The organism is Dickeya zeae NCPPB 2538 (genome assembly GCF_000406165.1).
Lineage (GTDB): Bacteria > Pseudomonadota > Gammaproteobacteria > Enterobacterales > Enterobacteriaceae > Dickeya > Dickeya zeae.
Genome location: NZ_CM001977.1, coordinates 4,085,843 through 4,110,975 on the forward strand (window position 1 = coordinate 4,085,843; position 25,133 = coordinate 4,110,975).

General features: G+C 54.6%; 18 protein-coding genes. 12 read left to right on the forward strand and 6 right to left on the reverse strand.

Annotation, left to right across the window (positions count from 1 at the left end):
• Positions 1-63: 63 nt before the first annotated feature.
• Positions 64-2,622 carry a peptidoglycan glycosyltransferase/peptidoglycan DD-transpeptidase MrcA gene (gene mrcA / locus DZE2538_RS17955; protein WP_038916907.1) on the forward strand — a complete coding sequence of 853 codons (2,559 nt, stop codon included), beginning with the start codon at positions 64-66 and terminating at the stop codon, positions 2,620-2,622.
• A gap of 128 nt (positions 2,623-2,750) precedes the next feature.
• On the opposite strand, the gene nudE is transcribed toward mrcA, so the two are convergent.
• Positions 2,751-3,332 (reverse strand): ADP compounds hydrolase NudE, encoded by a 582-nt coding sequence (gene nudE / locus DZE2538_RS17960; RefSeq protein ID WP_038917221.1) that lies wholly within the window; start codon positions 3,330-3,332, stop codon positions 2,751-2,753.
• 420 nt (positions 3,333-3,752) lie between these two features.
• Between nudE and DZE2538_RS17965 the strand changes: the two genes are divergently transcribed.
• From DZE2538_RS17965 to pckA, 5 genes are all read left to right on the forward strand, one after another.
• A complete protein-coding gene (locus DZE2538_RS17965; RefSeq protein ID WP_038916908.1) occupies positions 3,753-5,888 on the forward strand; it encodes an intracellular growth attenuator family protein in 2,136 nt (711 codons plus the stop codon).
• A gap of 113 nt (positions 5,889-6,001) precedes the next feature.
• Positions 6,002-6,706, forward strand: a complete 705-nt coding sequence (gene yrfG / locus DZE2538_RS17970; RefSeq protein WP_038916909.1) for a GMP/IMP nucleotidase — start codon at positions 6,002-6,004, stop codon at positions 6,704-6,706.
• Positions 6,703-7,116, forward strand: coding sequence for a ribosome-associated heat shock protein Hsp15 (gene hslR / locus DZE2538_RS17975; protein WP_023640918.1), 414 nt, complete (start codon positions 6,703-6,705; stop codon positions 7,114-7,116). The genes yrfG and hslR overlap by 4 nt, the downstream gene beginning before the upstream one ends.
• A gap of 25 nt (positions 7,117-7,141) precedes the next feature.
• Positions 7,142-8,014 (forward strand): Hsp33 family molecular chaperone HslO, encoded by an 873-nt coding sequence (hslO, locus tag DZE2538_RS17980; protein WP_038916910.1) that lies wholly within the window; start codon positions 7,142-7,144, stop codon positions 8,012-8,014.
• 284 nt (positions 8,015-8,298) lie between these two features.
• Positions 8,299-9,918, forward strand: coding sequence for a phosphoenolpyruvate carboxykinase (ATP) (gene pckA, locus DZE2538_RS17985; RefSeq protein ID WP_012886417.1), 1,620 nt, complete (start codon positions 8,299-8,301; stop codon positions 9,916-9,918).
• A 101-nt stretch (positions 9,919-10,019) separates the two neighbouring features.
• Here the strand turns inward: pckA and envZ are convergent, their stop codons facing one another.
• Together envZ and ompR are read right to left on the reverse strand one after the other, a co-directional pair.
• Positions 10,020-11,432, reverse strand: coding sequence for a two-component system sensor histidine kinase EnvZ (gene envZ / locus DZE2538_RS17990; protein ID WP_038916911.1), 1,413 nt, complete (start codon positions 11,430-11,432; stop codon positions 10,020-10,022).
• A complete protein-coding gene (gene ompR, locus DZE2538_RS17995; protein WP_001157747.1) occupies positions 11,429-12,148 on the reverse strand; it encodes an osmolarity response regulator transcription factor OmpR in 720 nt (239 codons plus the stop codon). The genes envZ and ompR overlap by 4 nt, the downstream gene beginning before the upstream one ends.
• A 270-nt stretch (positions 12,149-12,418) precedes the next feature.
• Between ompR and greB the strand changes: the two genes are divergently transcribed.
• The 4 genes from greB to DZE2538_RS18015 all read left to right on the forward strand — a co-directional run bounded on the left by greB (position 12,419) and on the right by DZE2538_RS18015 (position 19,443).
• The gene (gene greB, locus DZE2538_RS18000; RefSeq protein ID WP_038916912.1) at positions 12,419-12,901 is read left to right on the forward strand and encodes a transcription elongation factor GreB; all 483 of its coding nucleotides are present in this window, start codon (positions 12,419-12,421) and stop codon (positions 12,899-12,901) included.
• A 141-nt stretch (positions 12,902-13,042) separates the two neighbouring features.
• Positions 13,043-15,076, forward strand: coding sequence for an LTA synthase family protein (locus tag DZE2538_RS18005; RefSeq protein ID WP_038916913.1), 2,034 nt, complete (start codon positions 13,043-13,045; stop codon positions 15,074-15,076).
• A gap of 149 nt (positions 15,077-15,225) precedes the next feature.
• Positions 15,226-16,935 (forward strand): bifunctional ornithine lipid synthase OlsF, encoded by a 1,710-nt coding sequence (gene olsF / locus DZE2538_RS18010; RefSeq protein WP_023640924.1) that lies wholly within the window; start codon positions 15,226-15,228, stop codon positions 16,933-16,935.
• Between the two features lie 168 nt (positions 16,936-17,103).
• The gene (locus tag DZE2538_RS18015; RefSeq protein WP_038916914.1) at positions 17,104-19,443 is read left to right on the forward strand and encodes a Tex family protein; all 2,340 of its coding nucleotides are present in this window, start codon (positions 17,104-17,106) and stop codon (positions 19,441-19,443) included.
• Positions 19,444-19,547: 104 nt separating this feature from the next.
• Here the strand turns inward: DZE2538_RS18015 and DZE2538_RS20965 are convergent, their stop codons facing one another.
• A complete protein-coding gene (locus DZE2538_RS20965) occupies positions 19,548-20,030 on the reverse strand; it encodes a hypothetical protein (protein ID WP_152486149.1) in 483 nt (160 codons plus the stop codon).
• Positions 20,031-20,648: 618 nt separating this feature from the next.
• Positions 20,649-21,422, reverse strand: coding sequence for a pimeloyl-ACP methyl ester esterase BioH (gene bioH, locus DZE2538_RS18025; RefSeq protein WP_038916916.1), 774 nt, complete (start codon positions 21,420-21,422; stop codon positions 20,649-20,651).
• Between the two features lie 94 nt (positions 21,423-21,516).
• Between bioH and gntX the strand changes: the two genes are divergently transcribed.
• Together gntX and nfuA are read left to right on the forward strand one after the other, a co-directional pair.
• The gene (gntX, locus tag DZE2538_RS18030) at positions 21,517-22,236 is read left to right on the forward strand and encodes a DNA utilization protein GntX (RefSeq protein ID WP_038916917.1); all 720 of its coding nucleotides are present in this window, start codon (positions 21,517-21,519) and stop codon (positions 22,234-22,236) included.
• A 56-nt stretch (positions 22,237-22,292) separates the two neighbouring features.
• Positions 22,293-22,868, forward strand: coding sequence for a Fe-S biogenesis protein NfuA (gene nfuA, locus DZE2538_RS18035; protein ID WP_023640930.1), 576 nt, complete (start codon positions 22,293-22,295; stop codon positions 22,866-22,868).
• A gap of 104 nt (positions 22,869-22,972) precedes the next feature.
• Here the strand turns inward: nfuA and malQ are convergent, their stop codons facing one another.
• Positions 22,973-25,126, reverse strand: coding sequence for a 4-alpha-glucanotransferase (gene malQ / locus DZE2538_RS18040; protein ID WP_038916918.1), 2,154 nt, complete (start codon positions 25,124-25,126; stop codon positions 22,973-22,975).
• Between the last annotated feature and the right edge of the window lie 7 nt (positions 25,127-25,133).

Below are 25,133 nucleotides of genomic sequence, written 5' to 3' on the forward strand. Positions count from 1 at the left end.
CCCTTTATACTAGCGCCCGTCTGTTTATAAACTATTCAATTGCTACTGAATGGAAAATCTCCGGTGAAGTTCGTAAAGTATCTATTCATCCTTGCAGTGAGTTGCATTCTGCTGGGAGTCGCTTCGCTCTATGGCCTCTATCGCTATATCGAGCCACAGTTACCCGATGTCGCTACGCTGAAAGATGTCCGCCTGCAAACTCCGATGCAGGTTTACAGTGCTGACGGCGAGCTGATCGCCCAGTTTGGTGAGAAGCGTCGTATCCCGCTGAAGCTGGACCAGATCCCGCCGATGCTGGTTAACGCGTTTATCGCCACAGAAGACAGCCGTTTCTTTGAACATCACGGTGTTGACCCGCAGGGGATTATTCGCGCGGCGGTGATTGCCCTGACCTCTGGCCATGCATCGCAAGGGGCAAGTACCATCACCCAGCAGTTGGCACGTAATTTCTTCCTGAGTCCTGAGCGCACGCTGTTGCGTAAGATTAAGGAAGTGTTTCTGGCTATCCGCATCGAACAAACACTGACCAAAGACGAAATCCTGGAGCTGTATCTGAACAAGATCTATCTGGGATACCGCGCTTACGGCGTGGGTGCCGCCGCACAGGTCTATTTCGGACAACCCGTCGACCAGTTGACGCTGGCGCAAATGGCAATGATTGCCGGTTTGCCGAAAGCGCCGTCCACCTTTAACCCGCTTTACTCTTACGATCGTGCCGTAGCGCGTCGTAACGTGGTGCTGTCGCGCATGCTGGACGAGAACTACATCACGCAGGCGCAGTACGATCAGGCCCGTAACGAAAAGCTGGTGGCGGACTATCACGCACCAGAAATCGCCTTCTCCGCGCCCTATATGGCCGAAATGGTTCGCCAGGAAATGGTGAAGCGCTACGGCGAAGATGCGTATAGCGACGGTTATCAGGTCTACACCACTATCACCCGCAAACTGCAATTGGCAGCGGAAGACGCGGTCCACAACAACGTTATCGCCTACGATATGCGTCACGGCTATCGCGGCCCGGACCAGGTGCTGTGGAAAGTCGGTACTCCTGCATTGACGCAGGACAAGATTGTCGAGGCACTGAAAAAATTACCGGTTTACGGGCCGTTGTTCCCGGCGGTTGTTACCGATGCCAGCGCCGATAAAGCCCATGCCGTGATGGCTAACGGCGATAAGATAGAACTGCCAATGTTGGGTGTACGCTGGGCACGCGCCTATCGTTCGGATGACCAGCAAGGCCCCACGCCAAAACGCGTCACCGATGTACTGGCTGCTGGTCAACAAATCTGGGTACGCAAAGTCGACAACGACTGGTGGCTGGCGCAGGTGCCTGACGTCAACTCGGCGCTGGTCTCCCTCAATCCGCAAGACGGCGCGATACTGGCGCTGGTTGGCGGGTTCGATTTCAATCAGAGCAAGTTCAACCGTGCTACGCAGGCGCTGCGGCAGGTAGGGTCAAATATCAAGCCATTCCTGTACACCGCTGCGATGGATAAAGGCCTGACGCTGGCGACTATCCTCAACGACGCCCCAATTACACGCTGGGATCCCGGTGCGGGTTCCGACTGGAGCCCGAAAAACTCACCGCCGGTCTATGACGGCCCAATCCGTTTGCGCCAGGGCCTGGGACAGTCGAAAAACGTGGTGATGGTGCGTGCAATGCGTGCGATGGGCGTGGATTACGCCGCTAATTATCTGGAACGCTTCGGCTTCCCGGAACAGAACATCGTACATACCGAATCACTGGCGCTAGGTGCCGCGTCGTTTACACCGTTGCAGGTAGTGCGTGGTTACTCGGTAATGGCTAACGGCGGCTATCTGGTCGACCCTTACTTCATCACCAAAATCAACAACGCTGCCGGTAATACCGTTTTCAGCGCCACACCGAAAATCGTGTGCGATACCTGCAATCTGCCGGTCATTTACGGCGATACCCAACGTTCCGCCGTCCTGTCGGATGACAGCATGGAGAACGTCGCGACATCGCAGGAAAATCCGGTACAGGCCGCCCCGCAGGTTGACCCGATTACACCGTCGGAAGTCGCTAAACAAGCCGCCGCTCAACCGTACGCCCCGCATGTTATCAGCACGCCTTTGGCCTTCCTGATCAAAGACGCGCTCAACAGTAACGTGTTTGGCGAACCGGGCTGGATGGGTACCGGCTGGCGCGCGGGTAAAGTACTGCAACGCCATGATATTGGTGGCAAAACCGGTACAACCAACAACTCGAAAGACGCCTGGTTCTCCGGTTATGGTGCAAATGTTGTTGCTTCGGTGTGGATTGGTTTTGACGATCACCGCCGTGATCTTGGCCGAACATCTGCATCTGGTGTGATTCGCGACCAGATTTCCGGTTATGAAGGCGGAGCAAAAAGTGCTGAACCTGCCTGGGATGACTATATGAAGGTGGCGCTGGCCGGCGTACCAGAACAGCCGAAGACGCCGCCGCAGGGCGTCGTGACGGTCACTATCGATCGCAGCACCGGCAAACTGTCGGATGGCGGCGGGAATAGTCGTCAGGAGTATTTCATCGACGGTACGCAACCCACTGAGCGGGCCGTGCATGACGCCGGTACCACGCTGTACAACACCAGCAGCGGTCAGGCAGAAGAGCTATTCTGATGCGAACACGCGGTGCGGTTCTGATGGGGCTGTGCCGCGACCGCGATAACCACACAGCAAAAAGGCGCGATATTCGCGCCTTTTTCTTTATCTCGATCGGGTTCTTTATCTGGACTGTGATGAAGCCATTACGTTGACGATTCGTCCTGCTGCGCCGAAAACGGTTGTGCCAAAAACTGTTGCGCTAAAAATAACGCACTCACGTTACGTGCTTCGCGAAAATCCGGCTCTTTCAGCAGCGACATCATGTTTGCCAGCGGCCAGCGAACTAACTGCAACGGTTCTGGCTCGTCACCTTGCAAGCGTTTCGGATAAAGACCGCTCGCCACCACGATATTCATGCTGCTGGAAAAATACGACGGTGCCATCGTCAGGGTGGATAACAATTCAAACCGTTCGGCACCAAAACCGACCTCTTCCATCAGTTCACGGTTAGCCGCTTCAAATACGGTCTCACCTGGGTCAATCAGCCCTTTGGGGAACCCCAATTCATACTGCTCAATCCCTACCGCATATTCACGAATCAACAACAGTTCATCGCCGATGACCGGTACTATCATCACCGCTTCACGGCCTGACGGACGCATACGTTCATAGATGCGGCGCTCACCGTTGCTAAACTCCAGATCAACGGCCTCCACATTGAACAGATGTGAACGGGCTACGGTCTCAACCTTGAGGATTTTAGGTTTTTGCAGGTTATTATCCATCGTGGCCTCGATGAGGAAACCGCAACAGGCTTTCCCGTTCAGGCCAGTGTCGGCACGGAACACAAACTGGTAGAGCCGCGATTTCCTGCAAAATATTCAGTAAGTCATATTGTGCGTTAACATTAACAGTCGCTGCAACTCTATCATGGTGAATTTACATATTCGCAACAACGCTCACACATTAGTTTTTTTATACAAAAAACGACAGTATAACGATGCGCCGCCACCATAAACCCATCAGAAAAAATTCAGATTTTCCTCATTTTCGCGTTCGAGCTAGCTTGCTAATATGCGCTGTTAAACAAGTAATAGTCGGTTAATTCAGTTATTAACTGTACGACGTGGGTTAACATTGTTCGTGTAGTTTTGTTACTATCCGGGAATAACAGGGGGAACCTTACGCTGTTAGCGGGAGATAATATGCGCACAATACTCATCATATTGGCTGTATTGTTTGCCTGTCTAATTGTCGTGGGGGGGATCATTGGCTATCTCATGTATCGTCGTCTTCTATTCGCCAAACGTTTGCCGGTTACACCATCGGGACATCGCCAGCTGACAGCGTCGGAACGTATTGCCGTCGAACGCTATCTGGCCATGGCCCACATAGACAGTCCGGTTTCTGCGTCTGTTCCGGCTACCTTGCCCCGTCTGCTGCCGGGCAATCGGGTGTACCCTATAACCCATAGCATCACCCGCTATGGGCTGAGCACTGACGCGCCCAATAAATGGCGCTATTACATCGATACTCAGGAAATCCACCTGCCTGCACGTTGGGAGCAATACATCACTCAGAACAATGAAATCGAACTGATCAAAACCCGTTCGATCCCACTGGTGATTTCGTTGAACGGCCATTCATTGACGGAAGTGGTGACCGAAATGGATTCGTTCGCCGGTTCAGACATCCCTGGCGAACAGGCATACATTCGCCCGGAAAGCTACGAACACACCGAGCTGGTCGCTATCCGCAAGGAAACGCCGGAAGAGCATGCCGTGCACCGTTCACGCGGTCTGCGTGAAACCGGAGTACTGAGTCTGGCGTTTCTGCTGCTGGTGTTTAGCCTGACCAGTCCGCTGACGATGTTGCCCTGGCTGGCCGGTGTCGCTTGCCTGATGGCCGCCTGGGGATGCTGGCAGTTGTTTCGACCTCCATCGCAAAAAGAACTGCGCGAAGTGCATTGCCTGCATGGCACACCACAATGCATGGGATTATTCAGCGACACCACACAAAGCCAGATCAGCAATGTCTCGCTCGGCAATATCGACCTTATTTATCCCCCCCACTGGCAGCCTTACATTGGCTACGACCTCGGCAAAAAAACCGATGTGGATATTTATCTGACCCGCCAGGTCGTGCGTCAGGGCAACTATCTGTCCTTACATAACGAAGTCAAATTCTTCCCGCTACAGCAATGGGGCAAAAACGCCGTACTGGCCGTCGGTGCACTGCTCAGCCTGATCCTACTGTTGACGTCAGTACCGCTTGATCTTCCCTTAAAGCTCAGTCTGGCCTGGGTTCAGGGTGCCAGCAGCATCAAAGTAAACCAGGTTGAAGAGCTGGAACGCATGCCGCTGCACATTGGCGATAAACTACAGGTACGCGGCAGCGGGATGTGCTATGTGCCGCCGATTAGCCTCAACCCAACGGCATCCAAAGCCTCGCCTTTCGCCCCGTTTGACTGCGCCGCCATTTACTGGAATAAAGCGGCACCGCTGCCATTACCTGAATCAGACACCATCGAGAAAACCGCCGCCTTACAAAAAACGGTGAACGAGCAGTTGCACCCCGCCGCCAGCGACAATCAGGTCAGTTCCCAGTTGGCAGATGCTATTCAGAAATCCGGTATGATTCTGCTCAATAACTTCTCCGATATCGTGCTGAAAACCGATGCCTTATGTGAGAAAGAAGAAGATTGTATCCGGCTCAAAAATGCGCTGATCAATTTAGGCAATGCCAAAAACTGGGACCTATTGGTTAAACGGGCGCGCTCCGGCGCGCTGAAAGGCATGAGCGTGGTGTTACGCCCGGTCAGTGCTGAATCACTGGATGCTTTGGTGAAAAACGCCACCGACGAGTTCTACAGTCGCGAAATCATTACCGCCTCCAATTCACTGAACAGCCCGCCGCCGGGCGGTTTTCTGATTCGCAGTGACGAAGGCAGGCAATTCGTCAATCATCAGGCACCGGTGGCACCACTGCGCGATCTCCCGCCGCAGGAGCAATGGCAGGAACTTCAACGCCTGTCCTCGCTGTTGCTGCATACGCCGTTTGAAGCCACTGGCGTGATAACGCAGATCAGCATCGACGCCAATGGTACCCGCCATATTTCGCTGCATAGCGAACCTGACGCCGTTACCATGTGGCGCTCGCTGGGTGCCTGCCTGCTGTTGCTGGCCTTCAGCGTCATTCTGGTGCTGAATCTGCTGTTGCTGCTGGTCAAACGCCGCCGCAGCCAGCAGCGTATTGCCAATATTCAGCAATACTATGCGCGCCATCTGGTGCCGGAAGCACCGACCGCCAGTCCCCTGTACGGCAATGCGGTTCACTCCTAGCTCACCTCAATCGATACGTGCTATCAGCCGCGTTTAGCGGTTATGCTACGCGAATAATATCGACTACCCCGCTTCCGGTTACACCGGAAACGGGGCATTGTCCTGGAGTATGTATGAATCCCGAACTGAACTGGAATGAGATCGATACCGTCCTGCTGGATATGGACGGTACGCTGCTCGACCTTGCGTTCGACAGCTATTTCTGGCTGCAATTGGTACCGGAATCCCTGAGTCGTCAGCGTGAAATCAGCCTGGATCAGGCACAGCAATTGATCGCAGTGGAATACCAGGCAGTGCGTCATACCCTGAACTGGTACTGCTTCGATTACTGGAGTGAGCGACTGGGGCTGGATATTTACCAGATGACCAGTGACATCGGCCACCGCGCCCGCTTGCGGGATGACACCACGCCATTTCTGCACGCGCTGCGTAAAAGCGGCCGCCGGTCGGTTTTGCTGACCAACGCCCATCCGCATAGCCTGTCCGTCAAGGTGGCTCATACCGGGCTGGATAGGCACCTTGATTTATTGCTTTCCACCCATACTTATGGGTATCCCAAGGAAGATCAGCGATTATGGCAGGCAGTGCAGGAAGACATCGGGTTTAACCCGGAACGAACCCTGTTTGTGGATGACAGCGAGCCAATTCTGGATGCCGCCAGAACCTTCGGTATCCGCTATTGTCTGGGTGTCAGCAATCCTGACTCAACCAGTCGGCAGGAAAATCGCTTCCAGCAACACCCGTCGATGAATGACTATCTGGCCTTTTTGCCGGACATTCATCAGTCGATTCGCGTCGGCAATCAGGAGTGTTCATGAGTAAAGACCGTCAACACGATGACGACAACGCCGTCCGGTTAGATAAGTGGCTATGGGCTGCGCGTTTTTACAAAACCCGTGCTCTGGCGCGTGAGATGATCGACGGCGGCAAAGTGCACTATAACGGCCAGCGCAGCAAACCGGGCAAGCTGGTGGAATTAGATGCCGAAATTACGCTGCGTCAGGGCAACGATACGCGCACGGTAATGGTTCGCGCAGTTAGCGATCAGCGCCGCCCGGCGGCACAAGCTCAGGCGTTATATGAAGAAACGCCGCAGAGCATTGAAAAGCGTGAAAAGCTGGCGCAAGCCAGAAAGCTGAATGCCCTGTCGATGCCGCACCCGGACCGGCGGCCGGATAAGAAAGAGCGTCGGGATTTAATCAAATTCAAATACAGTGATACGGAATAAGCCGTCGTCACCACGAGAGAACATTATGGCCAATCATGACCAATTGCATCGTTACCTGTTCGAAAATCATGCTGTTCGCGGCGAACTAGTCACGGTAAGCGACACCTTCCAGCACATGCTGGCGAATCACGACTACCCGGTACCGGTAAAAAACCTGCTGGGCGAGATGCTGGTAGCCACCAGCCTGTTGACCGCTACGCTCAAATTCAGCGGCGATATCACGGTACAGTTACAGGGCGACGGCCCGCTGAAACTGGCGGTGATTAACGGTAACCACCAGCAGCAAATGCGCGGCGTTGCGCGTTTGCAAGGCGACATTGCCGCCGACAGTTCACTGCGCGACATGGTCGGCAACGGTTATCTGGTGATAACCATCACCCCGACTGAAGGTGAACGTTATCAGGGCGTGGTGGGTCTGGATGGCGAGGATGTGGCGGCCTGTCTGGAAAATTACTTCCAGCAATCCGAGCAGTTGCCAACGCGGCTGTTCATTCGCACCGGTGAGCATGATGGCCGCCAGTGCGCTGCCGGAATGCTGCTACAGGTGCTGCCCGCACAGCACGGCAACCGTGAGGATTTTGACCATCTCACACAGCTAACCGCCACGGTGAAAGCGGAAGAACTGTTTGGCCTGCCAGCCAACGATGTGCTGTACCGGTTGTACCATCAGGAAAACGTCACGCTGTATGAGCCGCAGCCGGTCGAGTTCAAATGCCACTGTTCACGGGAACGCTGTGCTGACGCGCTGATGACGCTGCCAGCGGATGAGGTCAGCGATATTCTGGTGCAAGACGGGCAAATCGATATGCACTGCGACTATTGTGGCAGCCATTATCTGTTTAATGCCAAGGACATCGACAACATTCGTCAGTCCAGCGCCAACCCGACCTTACATTAATCACGCTAATTATTTCCGCGTCATATCACAGCGTATTCATTCATTACAGATAGCCCGCCAGCGGGCTATCTGCTCTTTTCAGATTAATCAGTACATCAGTAAGCCGCTGGTGTTTTTATCGCACTATTTTGCTTACATACCAACCATTTGCTTACTTTCCGTTCACATGTATAAGCAAAGTTATTAATGAATTTATTTAATTTTTTGATTGTTATCGCGGTTAAAATAAGCTCACCTTCTAGACTTACTATGTAGTACAACTATAACGATCTAGGAGTAGCAACATGCAGATGAAAGGCATTACGCCAGAGGCACTGACGGCTTATGGTATTCATGATGTCCGCGAAATTGTCTACAACCCAAGCTACGATTTACTGTTTACTGAAGAAACATCCCCTACCCTGCAAGGTTATGAACGCGGTATCGAAACCCAACTGGGTGCCGTTGCCGTTGATACAGGCATTTTCACTGGCCGTTCGCCAAAGGATAAGTACATCGTTCGTGACGATGTGACTCGCAATACCGTCTGGTGGTCTGATCAGGGCAAAGGCAAAAACGACAACCATCCGCTTAGCCAGGAAAACTGGCAACACCTGAAACAGCTGGTCACCAACCAGTTGTCGGGCAAACGCGTGTTTGTCGTTGATGCTTTCTGTGGCGCTAATGCCGACACTCGCCTGAAGGTCCGTTTTATCACTGAAGTGGCCTGGCAGGCCCACTTCGTGAAAAACATGTTTATTCGCCCCAGCGAGGAGGAGTTGCAGGGTTTCGAGCCGGATTTCATCGTGATGAACGGTGCGAAATGCACTAACCCGCAGTGGCAAGAACAAGGGCTGAACTCAGAGAACTTCGTGGCGTTCAACCTGACGGAGCGCATCCAGCTCATCGGCGGTACCTGGTACGGCGGCGAGATGAAGAAAGGGTTGTTCTCCATCATGAACTACCTGCTGCCACTCAAAGGCATCGCGTCCATGCATTGCTCGGCCAACGTTGGCGAGAAAGGCGATGTTGCGGTGTTCTTCGGCTTGTCCGGTACTGGCAAAACCACGCTGTCCACCGACCCGAAACGCCAGTTGATCGGCGATGACGAGCACGGCTGGGATGATGACGGCGTGTTCAACTTCGAGGGTGGTTGCTATGCGAAAACCATCAACCTCTCCGCTGAAGCCGAACCGGACATTTACCACGCTATCCGGCGCGATGCGCTGCTGGAAAACGTGACGGTGCTGGCCGATGGCAGCGTTGATTTCAGCGACGGTTCTAAAACCGAAAACACCCGCGTGTCTTACCCGATCTATCACATCGATAATATCGTGAAGCCGGTGTCCAAAGCCGGGCACGCCACCAAGGTGATATTCCTGACCGCCGATGCTTTCGGCGTGCTGCCACCGGTATCCCGCCTGACAGCGGACCAAACCCAGTACCACTTCCTGTCTGGTTTTACCGCCAAGCTGGCGGGAACCGAGCGCGGCGTCACCGAGCCAACCCCTACCTTCTCCGCCTGCTTTGGCGCAGCGTTCCTGACGCTGCACCCGACGCAGTACGCAGAAGTCCTGGTGAAACGCATGCAGGCAGCAGGTGCAAAAGCCTATCTGGTCAATACCGGCTGGAACGGCACCGGCAAACGTATCTCCATTAAGGACACTCGCGGCATTATCGACGCAATCCTCAATGGCAGCATCGATGACGCTGAAACCCAAACGTTGCCGATCTTCGATCTGGCGATCCCGACCGCATTGCCGGGTGTTGATCCAGCGATTCTGGATCCTCGCGACACCTACGCTTCTGTAGAGCAGTGGGAAGAGAAAGCACACGATCTGGCGCAGCGCTTTATCACCAACTTCGATAAATACACCGACACCCCAGCCGGTGCGGCACTGGTATCCGCCGGGCCGAAACGCTAACCTCGACGATCGCCGCCCGGCGGCGTTTTCCGACAGCAAAAAGGCGCGATAACGCGCCTTTTCTTTGTTATTTTCACCGATTTCACCTCGGTGGGTCGATATTACTCTTTGCCTTGCCGGGTGCGACCTGTCTGCGTCGAGCTACGTCGATGGCCCTCACGCACACGGACTGAAGCCGTGCTGGATGAGTTCGGGAACGCCAGTGGCAAATAAGCCCGCACGCGTAGTCCGCCGCGCTCACTTTTCCCCACATCCAACGATCCGTTATGTGCGTCAATAATACGCTGCACGATCGCCAGGCCTAACCCGGTGCCGCTGGTACTGCGGGCACTATCACCACGAACAAACGGCTGAAACAGGTGCGCCAACTGCGATGGGTCGATACCGGGGCCATCGTCTTCCACCTGGAACCAGGCTCGCTGTAATTCCCGGCCGCTGCTGACACGAATCCAGCCATTACCATAACGCGCAGCATTCACGACCAGATTCGCTACCGCTCGTTTAATCGACAAAGGGCTGACCTTCATCGGCAGTTCGCCCAGAGTCAATTCACTGTCGATTTCCCGCTCATAACCGCTTTCAGACGCAACCACTTCACCCAGAATCGCATTGAGGTCAGCGACCTCCATCTGCATTTCCTGACCCGTACGCAGGTAGTCGATGAACTGCTCGATGATGGCGTTACACTCTTCAATATCTTTATTGATAGATTCCGCCAGGTATTCATCTTCCTGGCCCATCATCTCGGTTGCCAGACGAATGCGGGTCAACGGCGTGCGCAAGTCATGGCTGACGCCAGCCATCAGTAACGTTCGGTCATCCGCCAGTAGCTTGACCCCGGATGCCATCTGGTTGAAAGCTCGCGTCACCGAACGCACCTCCGAAGCACCATATTCACGTAACGGTGGCGGAATAATGCCTTTCCCCACCTGAATGGCAGCGTGCTCTAGCTCCACCAAGGGTCGGTTCTGCACCCGAATAAATAACCAGGCGCCGCCTATCACCAGCAGCATAATAGCCAGGGTATAACGAAACAGTGGCGAGAAATCGCCCTGATGGATTTCCGTTAGCGGCACCCGAACCCAGATATCCGGCGATAACCAGGTTTTCAGCCAGACCACCGGCGTATTCTTGCTGACCTCAACCCGCACTTCGGTCGGCCCACCCAGTTGCTGCGCCATCTGCTGGCTCAGAAACTTGTAGTGCTGCGCCCAGCGCAGACCGCTCTCTTCGGCTGCGGCGTTGGTGTAGAGCGAAATACCCAGCTCGCGATAAATCTCACGCCGGAACGCCGGGGGGACGTCCAGCGTGGAACCATCTTCCAGTTGCAGCTTGTCCGTCATCAACATTCTGACCTCATAGGCCAGAACTTTGTTGAACTGTTGCAGACTGGGCAGAATCGCGAAGTTAAGCACCACCAGATAGGTGGTGACAAGGCTAACGAATAGCAGAGTAACAATCAGCAACAGCGTGCGGGCGAAGGCGCTGCGTGGTGAGAAGCGCCATCGAATCATGCTTTACTGCCGTCCGGCACAAAAACGTAACCCAGTCCCCACACGGTCTGGATATAGCGCGGATGTGCCGGGTCTTCCTCTACCATGCGGCGCAAGCGGGAAATCTGCACGTCAATGGAACGTTCCATGGCGCTGTATTCACGGCCACGAGCCAGATTCATCAGTTTGTCGCGAGACAGCGGCTCACGCGGGTGGCTCACCAGCGCCTTAAGTACCGCGAACTCGCCACTGGTCAGCGGCATGGGTTCATCGTCACGGAACATCTCGCGCGTGCCCAGATTCAGTTTAAATTTACCGAATGCGATGACCGCTTCTTCCTGTGACGGTGCGCCGGGCAATTCATTCGCCTGACGGCGCAGTACCGCACGAATACGGGCCAGCAGTTCGCGTGGGTTAAACGGTTTGGGAATATAATCGTCGGCACCGATTTCCAGCCCTACGATTCTATCCACTTCTTCGCCTTTCGCCGTCACCATGATGATCGGCATCGGGTTGCTTTGACTGCGCAGACGACGGCAGATGGACAACCCATCCTCGCCCGGTAACATCAAATCCAATACCATCAGATGGAAGGATTCGCGCGTCAGCAGGCGATCCATCTGTTCGGCATTGGCAACACTACGTACCTGAAAACCCTGTTCGGTCAGATAGCGTTCCAATAACGCTCGCAGGCGCATATCGTCATCCACAACCAGAATTTTATAATTCTCTTGCATCTCTCTTCTCCAAAGACATGATAGCCGCCAGCGCTTGGTTCCATCACGAAACACAATCTAGTATTGTTCAGAAACGCGCAACGAACTGACAGCCGTTTCTGGTATACATTCTAGGCAAAATTGTTACAAAGGATATAAAAATACGTTGTAATCAAGCCGTTCCCGCCATAATTCACCGTAAGCTACGCTACAAATGACGATTTATCCGCTATGTTATCTCACAGTTGTCGATTATAACGATTTTATGATCTTCACATTTCAGAAAAGCGTATGAAAACCGATCTGATCACTCGCGAAGGCTATGAAGCCCTGCATCAGGAACTGAACTATCTGTGGAAAGAGCGTCGCCCGGAAATCACAGAGAAGGTAGCCTGGGCGGCCAGTTTGGGCGATCGCAGCGAAAACGCCGATTACCTCTACAACAAACGCTTGTTGCGTGAAATCGACCGCCGGGTACGTTACTTGCGCAAACGCCTGCAGGTGGTGCGGGTGGTGGATTACTCCCCCCAGCAGGACGGCAAGGTATTCTTTGGTGCCTGGGTCGAGGTGGAAAACGAAGAGGGCGAGGTTAAACGCTTTCGTATCGTCGGGCCGGATGAAATCTATGGCCGAAAAGATTACATCTCGATTGACGCGCCAATGGCCCGCGCCCTGCTGAAAAAAGCGGTGGACGAAGAAGCGGTGGTCAGTACGCCTACCGGTCCCAGGGTCTGGTACGTCAATAAAATCGACTATAAGCACACGATTGACTGAGGGTGAAACAGGCAGCACTGAACACAACGGCAGGCCCCGGTCTGCCGTTCATATTTTCTTTCATCTTCCTGACATGTAACTGAGATTTTTTTGCAATAACACCGTAGCATTCCCCCTACTGATAACACTCCAAGAATAAAAATGGATAACTACCAACAGCATGCCCGCACCCTGTTAAAAACCCTGTGGTGCCAAATTTTATTATTGAGCCTGTTGTTGTCTGGCGCCCGTCTGACCATGTTTTCAGTGTTTGCCGACACACAGCAATTACAACATTACGACGCCGCAGTCAGACTGATGTGGCTAACCGGGTTACGTTACGATTTACGTGCGGTATCCATCCTGCTGGCGCCGCTGCTGGTCATCGGCCTGGCGATGAGCGTGCATCGCACTGGTTGGCGCTGGGTGCAGCGTATTGCGCCCTGGTATCTGGGGGTATGCGCATTTCTGGTCAGCATCATCGCCATCATCAACTATTTTTATTACCAGACCTACCATACCTACATCGATATTTTCGCGTTCGGGCTCATTGACGATGGCCCAGTCGCCGTCATGACCACCATCTGGCAGGACTACCCGATTGTCAGATCACTACTGCTGGTAGCGTTGTTTGTCTGGCTGAGCAACCGACTGGGCAGGAAAGTCCTCTTTTCACAGCCTCAGCAGACTGGGTTTGCACAAATACGGCGGTCAGCACGGCAACCTCGTTTGCTACCCAACCCGGTCTTTGTGGTGTACCTGCTGATCAGCCTGTTGGTGTTTTTCGCCATGATCCGCGGCAGCCTGAGTACCTTCCCACTGCGGCGTAACGACTCGCAAATTTCCTCCGTCACTATCCTCAATAAGCTCACCCCCAATGGTTTAATGGCATCGGCCTGGGCGATGGGGGACAGGGATGACGATATCCACTTCGAGCCGGTAACACGTGCAGCGGGAGAGCAGTTGCGAACCCAAAGTGGGCTGGCCACACTGGAAAGCCGCACCCCCGCTAACCCCTGGCTGGCTCAGCATCGCCCCAACGTGGTGATGGCGCTGATGGAAAGCATGGGCAGTAACATGCTGGTGTATGACCACCTGCCCGATAACGACATGCTGGGTGCGCTGCGGCCTCATTTCGCGTCGGATTTCGTTTTCCGTCGCTTCGTATCAGAAGGCAATGGTACGGCACCATCGTTCGCTGCGCTGTTTTTCCAAAGCCCTATCCAGAACCTCAGCCATTCATCCGCACAATATAAATCGCTGGATGACACACCTTACGCCACGTACAAAAAAGCGGGCTACAAAGTGGTATTCATCACTTCCGGGAGCCGGATGTGGCGTAACTTCGGCAACTATTTACCCCGACTTGGTGTGGATGAGATTTACGACCAAAGCTCCCTGATGGAACGCTACCCCGAATCGCGCGCCATGCTGACCGACTGGGGCGTACCGGATGAGTTTGCGTTTCGCCTGGCGCAACGTTTGCTGACAGAAGCGCACCAGCCGCTCTTCATCAGTATTCTGACCGTCACCAACCATCCTCCCTATAAGGTGCCTGCCAGCTATCACCCACAGCCGGTGCATGCCGGGCCGGAAATGATGGCGCACGCCGAAGTCAGTCAACAGGAACAAGAATCCATCGCGGCCACCTACCAGTACGCCACCAACGCGCTGGGAGAATTTATCGCGGCGGTGAAATCCTCCCCGGTGGGAGAGTCCACCCTGATTGCGGCAACCGGCGACCACCAGATGCGCCGTCTGAAGGCACAGTATCCGCATGAGCAATTCCTGGATCGTGCCGTCCCCTTCTACCTGTACGTGCCAAAAACCATTCTGGCGAACACCGCCTGGCGCTTTGACCCATCACGCCCCGGTTCGCACAAGGATATCTTCCCAACGCTCTACGCTTACAGTCTCGCCGATACCCCTTATTACGCACTCGGCGGGCGCAATATGCTGGCAGAACAGGACGACACCTCGCGTGCGTTTGGCTACAACCAGGTGTTGTGGATTGATGAACAAGGCGTGACTCCTGTCGGCAGTACCGGACGTTACTCCTGGGATGCCGCCAACCCGATGCTCACCCAGACGACCGCTCACCCCATCAGCACCGAGCAGCAACAGCGAATCGCGGCCTTCCCCGCCCTGCTGCATTGGCAGATTAACGCCCGCGAGCAAGGCTTCACCGAGAAGTAACCACTTACGATGCCTGCACCCGCAGGCATCGTTACGCTCACTTGCTTTTGCTTTACCTCAATTACATTAAGAAAAATTTATTCTAAGACTGAAATAAAGATGTCACTTCCCTCCCTTACCGTGACAACGGTGATTACGGAGGCCAATCTATGTTCAGCCTGGATACCATTCTGCAAGATCTCGCACCGCATCGTCCCACGCCGAAGTGGCAGCGCTCCATTCTGCGCACGATGTTATTCGAAACCGAAATACAGGATTTTGCCCAGCGCTACCCACACCTGAAAGGGTTGGATCTGGTAGAGCAGATTCTGGATCACTTCAGCCTTAACTGCGAAATGGTAGAAGGCGACCTGGAAAACATTCCCAGCCAGGGGCCGGTGGTACTGGTGGCCAATCATCCGATTGGCTCGCTGGATGGACTTGCCTTACTGCGTACTGTCGCCAGCGTGCGCCCAGACGTGCGTATCGTCGCCAGTCAATTACTGTCCTATATCGGGCCGCTGAAACAACTGTTTTTCTCAGTAGATAACTTCAGCAATCGTACCCGACGCCACCAGCTCGCCGCTATCCAGGAACATTTGGCCGCCGAGGGGGCAATCATTATGTTCCCGGCCGGTGAAGTCTCCCGCATGAGCCTGAAAGGCATCCGCGACGGTCACTGGCATAGTGGCTTTATTCGCATGGCAGCCAAAGCGCGTGCGCCGATAGTCCCGATCCACATCAGCGGCCGTAACAGCAACCTGTTCTATCTCTCGTCGCTGATTTACCGCCCGTTATCCACCCTGTTGCTGGTGCGGGAAATGTTCCGCCAGCACGGCAACCGACTGCGTTTTCGCATTGGTGCGCAGATCCCCTACTCGACCTGGAATCAGGGCGAGTGGCAGCCCAATGATTTGGCTGCCCGTTTCCGTCGTCATGTCTACCGGCTGGGTCACGGTAAGCCCGGCTGTTTCTCTGGTGAAAAGCCGATTGCACTTCCCGAAGAGCGCTCGTTGCTTAAACGCGCGTTAGAAAGCTGTGAAACGCTCGGCACCACGCCGGACGGCAAGAAAATTTATCTCTATCGTCGTGGCAGCGAAGATTATGTGCCTATCTTGCGTGAGCTGGGACGCCTGCGGGAAATCGCCTTTCGCGCCGTGGGGGAAGGCACCGGCAAACGCCGCGATCTCGATAGCTTCGACGACGACTACCTGCATCTGGTGCTATGGGATGAGCGTGAACTGGAAATCGTTGGCGCTTACCGGTTCACGCCAACCGCACGCCTGCTGGCGGAAAAAGACATCGGTAGCCTGTACAGCCACAGCCTGTTCCAATATGGCGAAGAGATGGCACCAGTGTTAGCCAGCGGTATCGAACTCGGCCGCAGCTTTATCCAACCCAAGTACTGGGGAAAACGCGGTCTGGATTATCTGTGGCTGGGCATTGGCGCCTATCTGGCCCGCTACCCGGAGTACCGTTATCTGTTTGGCCCGGTTTCCTTGTCCAGTACCTTGCCGTCTACCGCACGCGACCTGCTGATTGCCTTCTACCGCCTGCATTTCGCGCCCAGTCAGATGCTGGCCCGTTCGCGTCGGCCTTACCCGGCGTCGTTGCCGGACGTATTACGACAGTTCGAAGGGGACGACTACCAGCAGGACCTGACCCGACTCAAAAGCATGCTCAGCAACATGGGATGCTCCATTCCTACCTTGTATAAACAATACTCGGAAGTGTGCGAGCCAGGCGGCGTACAATTTATCGACTTTGGCGTCGATCCCGATTTCAACAACTGTGTCGATGGCCTGGTACTGGTGGACTTACAGCAACTGAAACCTTCACGCTATCAGCGCTATATCGCACCGTTCTGCGACAACGCGTAACCTGTTTGCGGGTCGGCATACATCGACCCGCCACAAACCCTCCATTTGTCTGACTGGCATTTTATGCCGTCAATCCGTATAACTGTCCCCCAGTTGTCTATCCTTACAACATTCATTATCTCGCTAATTACACTATCTTGTTGATAACACTATTTTGTTGATACCACTATGACGAACGCATTAAGCCAGATTATTGCCAGCGAATTGCAGGCGCGTACCGAGCAGGTGAGCGCGGCCATTCAACTGCTGGACGAGGGCAACACAGTCCCGTTTATCGCTCGCTACCGTAAAGAAGTAACCGGCGGGCTGGATGACACCCAACTACGCCAGTTGGAAAGCCGCCTGTCCTACCTGCGCGAACTGGAAGAACGCCGCCAGACTATCCTCAAATCGATTGAAGAACAGGGCAAGCTGACCGATGCGCTGGCCACCTCCATCAACGGTACGCTGAGCAAAACCGAGCTGGAAGACCTCTACCTGCCTTACAAACCGAAACGCCGCACCCGAGGACAAATCGCCATTGAGGCCGGGCTGGAGCCGCTGGCAGACAGCCTGTGGAACGACCCAACGCAGACACCGGAACAGGCGGCAGAGACTTACGTCAACGCCGAAAACGGGGTGGCCGACGTCAAAGCGGCGCTCGACGGTGCACGTTACATTCTGATGGAACGCTTTGCCGAGGACGCCGCGCTGCTGGCCAAGGTGCGTGATTATTTGTGGAAAAACGCCCATCTGGTGTCTCGTGTGGTGGAAGGCAAAGAGGAAGACGGTGCCAAATTCCGCGACTATTTCGACCACCACGAACCGCTGTCGCAAGTGCCGTCGCACCGTGCGCTGGCGATGTTCCGTGGCCGCAACGAAGGCGTGTTGCAACTCGCATTGAATGCCGACCCGCAGTTTGATGAACCGCCCAAAGAGAGCCACTGCGAGCAGATCATCATCGACCATCTGAGTCTACGCCTTGGTAATGCACCAGCAGACAGTTGGCGACGTGCCGTGGTGAACTGGACCTGGCGTATCAAGGTGCTGCTGCATCTGGAAACCGAATTGATGGGCAGCGTGCGTGAGAAAGCCGAAGACGAAGCCATCAACGTCTTCGCCCGCAACCTGCACGACCTGCTGATGGCAGCACCTGCCGGTATGCGTGCCACTATGGGGCTGGACCCCGGTCTTCGCACCGGTGTGAAAGTGGCCGTGGTGGATGCGACCGGTAAACTGGTAGCCACCGACACTATCTATCCGCACACCGGTCAGGCAGCCAAAGCCGCCGCCATCGTCGCCGCGTTATGCATCAAGCATCAGGTCGAGCTGGTCGCTATCGGCAATGGCACCGCATCGCGTGAAACCGAACGCTTCTTCCTTGATACCCAGAAGCAGTTCCCGGAAGTGAAAGCGCAGAAGGTGATCGTCAGCGAAGCGGGGGCTTCAGTCTATTCGGCCTCGGAACTGGCGGCGCTGGAGTTCCCAGGTCTGGACGTATCGCTGCGCGGCGCGGTATCTATCGCTCGCCGCCTGCAAGACCCGCTGTCCGAACTGGTCAAGATCGACCCGAAATCCATCGGTGTCGGCCAGTACCAGCATGACGTCAGCCAGACTCAACTGGCGAAAAAACTCGATGCGGTGGTGGAAGACTGCGTGAACGCCGTCGGCGTCGATCTGAACACCGCCTCGGTGCCGCTGTTGACCCGTGTGGCGGGCCTCACCCGGATGATGGCGCAAAACATCGTCAATTGGCGTGATGAAAACGGCCGTTTCAACAACCGTGCGCAGTTGCTGAAAGTCAGCCGCCTCGGCCCGAAAGCCTTCGAACAATGCGCGGGCTTCCTGCGTATTAACCACGGCGATAACCCGCTCGATGCCTCCACCGTCCACCCGGAAGCCTACCCGGTGGTGGAGCGTATTCTGGCAGCAACCGAGCAGAAGTTGCAGGATCTGATGGGCAACGCCAGCGCGCTGCGCAACCTGAAACCGGCCAGCTTCACCGACGATCGCTTCGGTGTGCCGACGGTGACCGACATCATCAAAGAGCTGGAAAAACCGGGTCGCGACCCGCGCCCGGAATTCAAAACCGCCAGCTTCGCCGACGGGGTGGAAACCCTCAACGACCTGATGCCGGGCATGATTCTGGAAGGTGCTGTCACCAACGTCACCAACTTTGGTGCGTTTGTGGATATCGGCGTACATCAGGATGGGTTGGTGCACATCTCTTCACTGTCGGATCGCTTCGTGGAAGACCCACATCAGGTGGTGAAAGCCGGTGACATCGTTAAGGTGAAAGTGCTGGAGGTCGACCTGCAACGCAAGCGCATCGCGCTGACCATGCGGCTGGACGAACAACCGGGCGAAGGCAATAGCCGTCGTGGCGGCGGACGCGAGCGCGACAACGCGAATGCCGCCCGCCCATCGTCGCAGGCGGGCAACAAGGCACGCCCACGCCAGACCAGCAGCACCCCAGCCGGTAACAGCGCCATGAGCGACGCACTGGCGGCGGCGTTTAAGAAACGTTAAGACATATCCGTTTCTCTCTAAAACGCACTTCGGAAAATATGAGGAAAATTCCATAAGATAAAACCGCTGAATCATCAGCGGTTTTATCCACTTTCAGCGACATATTACAGTGGGCCTAACGCTGCACATACGGCACGAATCTGGGTTCTTGTTGATGAATATAGATTGGCTATAACGCCATTCCCGCCATAAGTTTGCTGTGCTGGATATTGTGCTTTCCAGACACGCGCAATATGTCCTTGAACCCCAGAGAAACAGCACATGAATAATACTCTTACCGTATTATGAACACCAATATTTTCAAGAAGAGTTATCGCGTTATTCATTGTAATAACTTGCCCCTGATTATTAGCAAGATCTGTGTTGTTATCTCCACCATGTGCAAATACGATTACATAATCTCCATTAGCACAATTATAAGCTGTATTTCTATAGACAATGTCGATTTGATTTATCTGAGCACCAACATTTTCTCCCAAATTGTGGTTAGCTATACTATTAAAAAAATTCCGCATATCTTCCGCACCGCTATCGAGATCGCAATTCACATCAGCGTCAAATGGAATAACAATAACAAGATTTGGCATAGCATAACTCCTTATCAATGGTTTCACTGTTATTAAATATATATCCTTCACCTTTTAAGTGATGAGTATATTTCCTTCCTGCAACCAAAATTATTTATGACATAATTTGATTGGATTTCTTTATTTACAGAACATACCACTATAAAAGAAAAAATTAATCGGAAAAAATCGGGCTGTATTATTGGCTCTGGTTAGTTATTGGCAGGCATCGATGCATTCATTTTCAAAAATATAGCAAAGAACTCAATAATAAACGCCGGAGAGAATTCCCAGCGGAACGCCTCCCCTAGCGATCGTTCCGCTTACAGTGATACTTAGAACCTATCCCAATAGGCGTCATTGGCGGAGCCTGTTTGGACACGGACAGCCCGCAGACAATATGCAACGCATATTGAACAGGCAACGTTATTGTCCGGCCCAACGGGCGAGCGCAGCGAGTAAACCGGAGCGTACACGTAGTACGTGAGGATTTCGAGCACTGCCCAGGCCCAAAATGGCAAGTGAAATAGTCCTATTGGGACAGGTTCTTAACTGACAAGCATTACCCTGATGGGATAGCTCCTTTTGTATATAAGCCTGTCAGGCTATCTCGTTACAACCAGGCTATCAAATCCTGTCTCACACATGCAGTTTCACAAACTCCACCACATGCTCCACAAACGCCTCCGGGTGGGAAATAAACGGGGCGTGGGAGGCTTTCGGTATCACGACCGAAGTGGAATGCGGGTACAGTTCGTCCATCAGCGCGGCAACTTTACGCGGCACCAACCCATCGAGTGCGCCATACATGCGCAGGAATGGCGTCGTCAGCCCGGCCAGTTCCTGACGTAAATCCACCCGACGTAGAATCTCCAGCCCGCCGTCCAGCACTTCCACTGTCGGCGACGGTTGCGTCGTGACGACCGCCTTCAATAGACGTGCGTCTTTTCTGGCGCTTTCAGTACCTAGCGTTTGCAACGCCAGAAACCGCTCGATAGTGCCGGAAAAATCCTCGCTCAGTAGTTGCTGGAAACCGGACAACACTAGCGGTTTGATACCGGGCCATTCATCTGCGGCCTCAAAGCGGGGTGAAGAGGCCACGGTAATCAGCGCACTTACCCGCTCTGGTGCGCGGATCGCCGCCAGGCTTGCGACCAATCCGCCCAGCGACCACCCCAACCAGACAGCTCGCGCGGGTGCGCCTGCCAGTACCGTTTCGGTCATCGCCTCCAGCGACATAGCGGGAAATCCCTGACTCTGGCCGTAACCCGGTAAATCCACACAATGCAGGCGGAAATGCGGGGCCAGTCGCACAACGATGTTGTTCCACACCTGCGAATTCATTCCCCAGCCATGCAGCATCACAAGTTCGCATGCGCCTTCTCCTTGCGTGTGCCAGTGCAATGATTCCATGAGTTATTGTGTCCTCCGTCGGAAGTAGAGTAGCTCAGAAGTAGAATAGTTCAGGCCATGCTTCCCGCGGCCTGATAACTCAGGGAACGAGACAATGTTGACGATCATGGCACAGTGCTGGCTCTGCCAGCAGCCGCTCTATCATAGTCATCACGGAATTTGCAGTCACTGCCGCCGTCATCTGCCCCAACCACTTGTCTGTTGCCCACGATGCGGATTGCCTTCGGCCTCAGATATCCTGCAGTGTGGACGTTGTCTGCAACAGCCGCCACCATGGCAGTCGCTCCTGTTTGTCAGCGACTACCAGCCACCGCTCAGCCGCCTCATTAAGCGCTTCAAACTTCAGGGACGTAGTGAGCTGGCTCCGACGCTGGCGCGGCTGGTGCTGTTACACTGGCAGGGATGTCGCCGGGATACGGTTCTGCGCCTGCCCGACGCTTATCCCCGTCCTGATGCTATCGTCACGGTTCCGCTACACCGACGGCGTCACTGGCGTCGAGGATTCAACCAAACCGACCTGATCGCGCGCTGGCTGGCACACTGGCTGGGGTGCGCCTATGACCCTGATACCTTGATTCGCGTGCGTCATACCGTTCCCCAGCAATCGCTGGGAGCCCGTTCACGGCGTCGCAACCTGCGCGGCGCGTTTCGATGCCGACAGGATGTCATCAGCCAGCGCGTTGCTGGCAAACGGTTAGTGTTACTGGACGATGTGGTGACCACTGGCAGCACGGCGGCGGAGGTCAGCCGCACGCTATTGCGTGCCGGTGCGCAACACGTTCAGGTATGGTGTGTATGTCGCACCTTGTCGTAACCGCCGGGATGGGCGTATTATAACCAACTAGCGTAGTCAACTATTGAGTTAACATTATGATTCGTATTACCGACGCTGCTCAGGAGCATTTTGCCAAACTGCTGGCAAAACAGGAGGAAGGCACCCAGATTCGTGTCTTCGTTATCAATCCCGGTACACCTAATGCAGAGTGTGGGGTGTCTTACTGCCCGCCCGATGCCGTCGAGCCGAACGATACCGTGCTGAAGTTTGAGAAATTGTCCGCCTATGTGGACGAACTCAGCGCACCGTATCTGGAAGACGCCGAGATCGACTTCGTGACCGACCAATTGGGTTCGCAACTGACCCTAAAGGCACCGAACGCCAAGATGCGCAAAGTCGATGATAATGCTCCACTGATGGAACGGGTGGAATATGTGTTGCAGTCTCAGATTAACCCGCAACTGGCGGGCCACGGTGGCCGCGTATCACTGATGGAAATCACCGAAGAAGGCTACGCCATTTTGCAGTTCGGTGGTGGTTGCAACGGCTGTTCGATGGTGGATTACACGCTGAAAGAAGGCATCGAGAAAGAGTTGCTGGAAAAATTCCCGGAGCTGAAAGGGGTACGCGACCTGACTGAACATCAGCGCGGTGAGCACTCCTATTATTAAGCGGGTGCCAATTCAGCCACTGTGGTTTTGATTGTCATGAGCGGTCAGTCATCTGGCCGCTCATCGTTTCTGCTATCGGTTAACCCTGCCGACGCGTACTCTCGTCACTCAGGCTTTTTTGCCTGTTCCTGCTTTCCATTATCCATCGGATTATCCGCCGGTTTGACTGTCTTTTTGGTTCGAGACGGCACCGGGCCGCCACGGCGCAAATCAATATCCCGAATCAGCCGTTCCAGATAGCGGTCAGTGAAAATGGAATCCAGCGGACGACTCAGCTTACGTCGCCAGTTGGGGTATTCCTGGTTAGTACCAGGTACATTCACCGGCGTCGCCATGTCCAGCCAGTCTTCAAGCTGCAACCCTAATAATGCACTGGCGCTGTCCGCCAGATAACGCTGCACACCCCGGTTAAGCTGGGCGCTCATGGTGGTCAGCGATGCATTACGTCCCACACGCTGGGGTAGCAGTCCCTGTTCATGCAGTGCATCCAACAGCCCTTGCTTGGCGCGTTCACGCGCATCGTGCTGCTGCTTCAACAACGCCTCTGAGGGATATAACCCAAGATCTTTGCCCAACGTCAGATCGACCCCTTGCCAGTAGCCGCGCAGCGTCGCCAGATCGTGTGTGGTGATGGTTGCCATCGAGCGGGTTGGGTATTCATCCGGGGTACGAAAACGATCGTGCTGATCCTTTTCAAAAAACAGGACTTTATAAGAATAGATACTGTTGTCGCGCAGCTTGTTGACGATCTCCTCCGGTACGGTGCCCAGATCCTCACCGATCACCAGACAGCGGTGACGATGGCTTTCTAACGCCAGGATCCCCAGCAAGTCATCCACCGGGTAAAGCACGTAGGCACCACGGTTCGCCGTGCCGCCATTCAGAATCCACCACAGACGCAGCAGCCCCATTACGTGGTCGATACGCAATGCGCCACTGTGCGCCATATTGCTGCGTAGCAAATCGATAAACGGCTGATACCCACGCTGGCGCAAACGCGTCGGGTGCATCGGCGTCAGGTTCCAGTTTTGCCCGCCCGGCCCCAGCGGATCGGGCGGGGCGCCGATGGTTACCGACAGGCAATGCAACTGCTGGTCGCTCCAGGTATCGACGCCGCCCTGCGCGACGCCCACTGCCAAATCACGATAGAGACCTATCGGCATACCCAGCTGTTTACTATGGGAAAAACAGGATGCCAGCTGTTCATGTGCCAGCCACTGCAACCAGCAATAGAACTGCACATCATCGGCGTGTTCCTGTCGAAAACGCAGAGTGGCCTCGCTGCGGGCATCGTGGTATTCCTGCGGCCATTGCAGCCAGTCAGCAGCCGGTTTGCCTTGCAGCTTCATCCAGTCCTGTAACGCATCATAGGTGGCCTGCTGTAGCAGACTTTCATCGTGGGTTTTCAGGAACTGCAAAAAAGCGGTTTTGCGCGGATCCAGCGCGCTACGGCCGGTGAAGTGACCAAATGCCAGACGCAATGCGGTCAGTTTCAGGTGGGTAACAGCGGTGTAATCCACCCATCGGCTGGCGCGGACCGCCGTCAGTTGTCGTTGAATGTCGTCTTGCATCCACCAGGCCTGGGCCGCCTGACTCTGATGAAAATCATCCACCTGATTCACATCAATATAGATAATATTCAGCCAGTTACGTGAAGAAGGACTGTACGGACTGGCGGCTTCCGGCTCTGCCGGATACAGCGCATGCAGCGGATTAAGGCCGACAAAAGCGCCCCCACGGCGCGCCACCTGTTCCACCAGCGTTTTGAGATCGCCAAAGTCGCCGACTCCCCAGTTATCGGACGAGCGCAGGGTATACAGCTGTACCATGACGCCCCACCAACGCTTCCCCTGTGTCAGCGGGTCCGGCTCGTAGCAACGTGTCGGCGCGACAATCACCCGACAAGACCACTGTTGCTCACCCTGCGTAAGCATTAACTGGTGGTAGCCGAGCGGCAGATTATCAGGCAGCACCAACGTTGCCTGACCACCGGAACGGCCTTCGATAACGCCGCCTTTTTCAAACATGAGCGTCCAGATATAGTCGCCCTCGCCATGCAACGGCAGCCTGTGCTGCTGCCCCTGACGAAACACATAGACTGAAGGCAAGGGGGCTGTAGCCGGTTCCGCCACATCCAGCAATTGCAGCAACGCTTTACGGGTGTCGCTATCGATTGCCTGTTCATTACCGTAAGCATCTTTATAGGTATCAGCGATCCCCTGATGGTGGGGTACAGATTTTTTTGCTTTCAACGCCATGGTATTG

Coding starts and splice junctions, on each gene's coding strand:
- nudE (WP_038917221.1), bottom strand. CDS start 3,332: ATGGATAATAACCTGCAAAAACCTAAAATCCTCAAGGTTGAGACCGTA.
- DZE2538_RS17965 (WP_038916908.1), top strand. CDS start 3,753: ATGCGCACAATACTCATCATATTGGCTGTATTGTTTGCCTGTCTAATT.
- hslO (WP_038916910.1), top strand. CDS start 7,142: ATGGCCAATCATGACCAATTGCATCGTTACCTGTTCGAAAATCATGCT.
- olsF (WP_023640924.1), top strand. CDS start 15,226: ATGTTCAGCCTGGATACCATTCTGCAAGATCTCGCACCGCATCGTCCC.
- greB (WP_038916912.1), top strand. CDS start 12,419: ATGAAAACCGATCTGATCACTCGCGAAGGCTATGAAGCCCTGCATCAG.
- hslR (WP_023640918.1), top strand. CDS start 6,703: ATGAGTAAAGACCGTCAACACGATGACGACAACGCCGTCCGGTTAGAT.
- gntX (WP_038916917.1), top strand. CDS start 21,517: ATGTTGACGATCATGGCACAGTGCTGGCTCTGCCAGCAGCCGCTCTAT.
- DZE2538_RS18005 (WP_038916913.1), top strand. CDS start 13,043: ATGGATAACTACCAACAGCATGCCCGCACCCTGTTAAAAACCCTGTGG.
- DZE2538_RS18015 (WP_038916914.1), top strand. CDS start 17,104: ATGACGAACGCATTAAGCCAGATTATTGCCAGCGAATTGCAGGCGCGT.
- nfuA (WP_023640930.1), top strand. CDS start 22,293: ATGATTCGTATTACCGACGCTGCTCAGGAGCATTTTGCCAAACTGCTG.
- pckA (WP_012886417.1), top strand. CDS start 8,299: ATGCAGATGAAAGGCATTACGCCAGAGGCACTGACGGCTTATGGTATT.
- yrfG (WP_038916909.1), top strand. CDS start 6,002: ATGAATCCCGAACTGAACTGGAATGAGATCGATACCGTCCTGCTGGAT.
- bioH (WP_038916916.1), bottom strand. CDS start 21,422: ATGGAATCATTGCACTGGCACACGCAAGGAGAAGGCGCATGCGAACTT.
- ompR (WP_001157747.1), bottom strand. CDS start 12,148: ATGCAAGAGAATTATAAAATTCTGGTTGTGGATGACGATATGCGCCTG.
- malQ (WP_038916918.1), bottom strand. CDS start 25,126: ATGGCGTTGAAAGCAAAAAAATCTGTACCCCACCATCAGGGGATCGCT.
- envZ (WP_038916911.1), bottom strand. CDS start 11,432: ATGATTCGATGGCGCTTCTCACCACGCAGCGCCTTCGCCCGCACGCTG.
- DZE2538_RS20965 (WP_152486149.1), bottom strand. CDS start 20,030: ATGCCAAATCTTGTTATTGTTATTCCATTTGACGCTGATGTGAATTGC.